The sequence below is a fragment of the Vibrio sp. 2132-1 genome, assembly GCF_033344315.1.
In genome coordinates this window covers 1-554 of sequence record NZ_JAWPON010000709.1, presented here as the reverse complement: position 1 = coordinate 554, position 554 = coordinate 1, and the positions used below count along the sequence as shown (strand labels likewise).

The window sequence follows — 554 nt, the reverse complement described above, 5'->3', positions numbered from 1 at the left end:
TTTGTCCACCACAGAGTAACCTGTCGTGCCAATTGCCGCGATCAACGCCCAAAACACGCCTACATTTAGATACGCCACCAAAGAAACTTGGCGAACATGAGTCAACGGCACCAAAATGCAGCCAAAGGTGATCAACACGAAACCAAGCCACTGTTGAGATGAAAGCGCATGGCCGAGTGCAACACTGAACCCTCCCACCATCATGACCGGCAAAGCGCGTGCAATTGGGTAAATCACACCAACATCGGCATGTTTATACGCCATGATCAAACCGACGAGATACACAATTTGCGCTATTCCACTAAAAGCCAGCATTCCCCAAAACTCAACTGGCAACGAAGTCCAACCGAGCGTGGTTAAATACCAAATCAGATATGGGGTAAGCACTCCACAAGCAGACTGGCTTGCAGCCATCGTGAATGCCACGCCTGATCCGGAATGGCTTTTACCCAAGATATTCCAGCCAGCATGCAAAACCGCTGAAAATACAACGAGTGCGATTGCCAAAAAATCCATTTGTTTTCCTGTTTAGATAAAACAAAGGCTCCGAGATG

At 48.0% G+C, this 554-nt stretch carries 1 pseudogene; it reads right to left on the bottom strand.

What is annotated here, in order from left to right:
- Positions 1 to 516, bottom strand: a pseudogene (locus R8N47_RS27520) (multidrug transporter); the annotation flags it as partial.
- Positions 517 to 554: the final 38 nt, after the last annotated feature.